This window comes from Pedobacter sp. 05L430, from assembly GCF_056397585.1.
This window is the reverse complement of record NZ_JBFTNT010000483.1, coordinates 1-3,037: the sequence shown is the minus strand read 5'-3', so window position 1 is coordinate 3,037 and position 3,037 is coordinate 1. Positions and strand designations below refer to the sequence as shown.

The 3,037-nt window shown below is 41.0% G+C and carries 6 protein-coding genes; all 6 read left to right on the top strand.

Going from position 1 to position 3,037, the window contains the following annotated elements:
* Positions 1 to 224, top strand: a 224-nt coding sequence (locus AC1DG9_RS26655) for a hypothetical protein (protein WP_477635645.1), incomplete at its 5' end; no start/stop codon positions are given.
* A 2-nt stretch (positions 225 to 226) separates the two neighbouring features.
* Entirely contained in the window at positions 227 to 475 is a 249-nt protein-coding gene (locus AC1DG9_RS26650; RefSeq protein WP_172663659.1) for a hypothetical protein, read from the top strand.
* Complete coding sequence (locus tag AC1DG9_RS26645; RefSeq protein ID WP_172663658.1) at positions 475 to 1,221, top strand: hypothetical protein; 747 nt, start codon at positions 475 to 477, stop codon at positions 1,219 to 1,221. The genes AC1DG9_RS26650 and AC1DG9_RS26645 overlap by 1 nt, the downstream gene beginning before the upstream one ends.
* 8 nt (positions 1,222 to 1,229) lie before the next feature.
* Complete coding sequence (locus tag AC1DG9_RS26640) at positions 1,230 to 1,529, top strand: DUF6620 family protein (protein ID WP_477635644.1); 300 nt, start codon at positions 1,230 to 1,232, stop codon at positions 1,527 to 1,529.
* Positions 1,530 to 1,675: 146 nt separating this feature from the next.
* Positions 1,676 to 2,281 carry a hypothetical protein gene (locus AC1DG9_RS26635; protein WP_337715034.1) on the top strand — a complete coding sequence of 202 codons (606 nt, stop codon included), beginning with the start codon at positions 1,676 to 1,678 and terminating at the stop codon, positions 2,279 to 2,281.
* 16 nt (positions 2,282 to 2,297) lie between these two features.
* Positions 2,298 to 3,037, top strand: a 740-nt coding sequence (locus AC1DG9_RS26630; protein ID WP_477635643.1) for a leucine-rich repeat domain-containing protein, incomplete at its 3' end; no start/stop codon positions are given.

Here is a 3,037-nt window from a genome sequence, read left to right as displayed (position 1 = left end):
CGGCTAATGCTATCGGAAAAGACCATACTGCTTTGAACGACGCAGCTAAACAGGCAGCTGCACTTTCAATGATTTTGAATCACCAGCAGCAGCCTGCTAGCCAGCCCCAGCCTACGGATGATATCACTACCCGCTTGAAGAAGCTGAAGCTGCTTTTTGATGAAAAACTGATTGATGAAGCAGAATATGCTACTAAGAAAGAAGAGCTGCTAAAACTCCTGTAGATATGGCAGAGGAAGAAAAGAAAAAGACGCTGACCTACGTGGAAAAGCTGAAGCAACAAGCCCTTTCCCAAACGAATTATGGAGGAGAGATACCGGACAAAGCAGCGCGGATGGAAATACGTGATTGCCCTAATTGCAGTGCCGGCAGGGCCTACCGCGATGGTTTGACGAATTGTGCATATTGTGGGTTCCGCTTCATGGATAGTAAATTGACAGACGGTATTCATATAAAGAAAGACAATAATTCATAATGGAAGAACTGTTAAGGCAAACACAAGAACGATGGTTTGTTTTTCTGGAAAAGCTGGAAGTAAGGATGGGAGAGATGTGTAACGCTGCCATTCCGGAGCTGAAAGCGATTTTCAAAGAGGATCAGGACCCGTATAAAAGAGCACACGGCCGCATGCTGGCAGGGTTGCTGGGCCAGTTACGCCGGATGCAGGACCAAGCAAATGAAGTAAAAGAGGATAAGATTCTTGGTCTGATATATTCATCAGGGGTGTTTACATCGAACGATTTCAGAGAGGCCTGTTTCAACCGCCATTATGCTTTTGAAAAGCGATGTCACGATTATACTTCATTGTTACGCGAAGCTGCCGGTCAACAGGATCTGGAGGCATTTTACCAGGAGCAACTAGCTTCATTTGCGTTAATAAAAGACCAGTTCACCTGTAAGCAATGCGGAGGAAAAATAGCGATCTCCAAAATGTTCTTCATCGCAACGTATGTGACTTGCTTGTATTGCCAGACACAGAATACCTTTATGCCGTCCAGCGGTGCACAGATGGTTTTGCATAATGCACGCAGCCTTGCCGAACAGCGTACTGCACATTTGTTAAAAATCTATGAGGAACGGCAGCCTAAAGATCCTGCATTATACCAGCAATATCTTCGTGCAATGTTTGACCAATGGAACCAAATTACCCCAGATATGGAAGAAGAAAATGAAAAGTTCTATCTCCGCCTGCTAAAAGATAATAGCATTAATCATTTATAAATATTATTATGTCGAACAATCCATTATTAGAACCCATTCATGGGATTAGCCTCGAAGATTACAGTGCCGCATGCGCCAAACTGGGAAGCGGTTTGAGCGAAGAAGYAATCGCAAAAGCGCTCGGGATAGAATTACCGGTATGGCAGGAAGCCAACCTGCTCTGGCCAGAAAGAATGAAGCAGGATCAGACTTATGAGATCATGACGCTGTTTGGCCAGTATTTTGCTCAAGCAGGGCAACATCCGAAGTTTAGCAACGCAGTAAACAGCGGTGCTGGTGGAAATGTAGCGGATGACATAACATTCTAAAGTAATGTTCTCGTAGTAGAATTCTTATCTTGCAACTAGCTGAAAACAGCTAGTTGCAAATGACTTTTTACAGCTATTGCAGTAAACATTTTCTGACCGTAATTTCGACTGCCTGGATACATTCGATGGTTTTCAAGAACCAAGTTATGAATAAAAGAATACTAAAAGTACTATCGGTAAAATTACTGCTCTTGTTGTTCAGCCATATGGCTTACGCACAGAAGGCGCCGGAATGGGTTCTTCCTACTACTCCTTTTAATGAAGCTGAAACTGCAAGGTTGATGGAAAAGGGAACAGCTACCATACAGGGAACTGCTACATTGAAAAAAAAAGGCAAGGATAATTTTGGTGTTAAAGGAAGCCAGATCCTGTTGTTTCCGGTAACGCCATATTTTATGGAGTTTCTGGAGCTGAAGAAAAAATTTAATAGCCGCAAAAAGCAGGCTACCATGAGTAGTGTTGCATTTACTTACCGGGTGGAGGGTAGGTTTGTCGATGACAAGGGGACCTTTCGGTTTACTGACCTGAAACCGGGAAAATATTACATTATCAGCTGGATTGCCTTTGCGAGACAAAAAACAGTTGCTGTTCAAACCGGTACCAGTACCTCATATAATGTTTATGGATATGTTTTAGGCTCATCACCAATTTATGAGGACTACCAGTATGATGTCTTTATTGAAAACGAAATCAGTGGGTTTGTGGACGTAAAGGATGCAGGTGCAGTAATGAATGTGGTTGTTCATAATTAAATCAGGAGGAAAACCGATGAAAAAAGAACATTTATTTTTATGCATAATGCTTTTGTGGGGCGTGGTATCATTCAGTGCTATTGCTCAAACTATAAAAATACCCGATCCGAATTTTAAAAAGCAACTTGTTATTCTTGGGGTAGATCTTAATGGAGATGGAGAAATTCAGCTGTCTGAAGCACAAAAAGTAACAAAGCTAAATGTAGATCAGGCTGGTATAAGTTCATTGATAGGTATTAAAAGTTTCGCAAATTTAAAAGAGCTTAGCTTTTGGAATAATCAGGTAAAAGTGTTGGATCTTGAAGGTATGAAAAATCTGGAAGAGATCTTTGGTTATAACAATCAGATCCAGAACATGAACCTGAGAGGATTAACCAACCTAAGGACTTTATATGTTCATCAGAACAAAATCAGTACACTAGACTTAACCGGACTGCTGAAGCTTGAAGAGATAAAAATGCACGACAATGCACTGTATAAAGTCGATATTCCTAACCTTCCAAAGCTGGTGCACATCGATTTTCAGAAAAATACATTAAATGAGTTTAAAGTGTCTGGATGTGCTGCTGTGAAATTAATCAGACTGAGCGAGAATCAGTTATCGAAACTAGACTTTAGTCAGTTTAAAGAACTTGAGGAGTTGTCTTTGAGAGATAATCCCTTAGTTTCTCTTTATGTGTCCGGCCTGAGAAAGCTTAAGTTGTTAGACTGTTCTTACACTTATTTAACAAATGTTAATATGAGTGGAACAGTAAG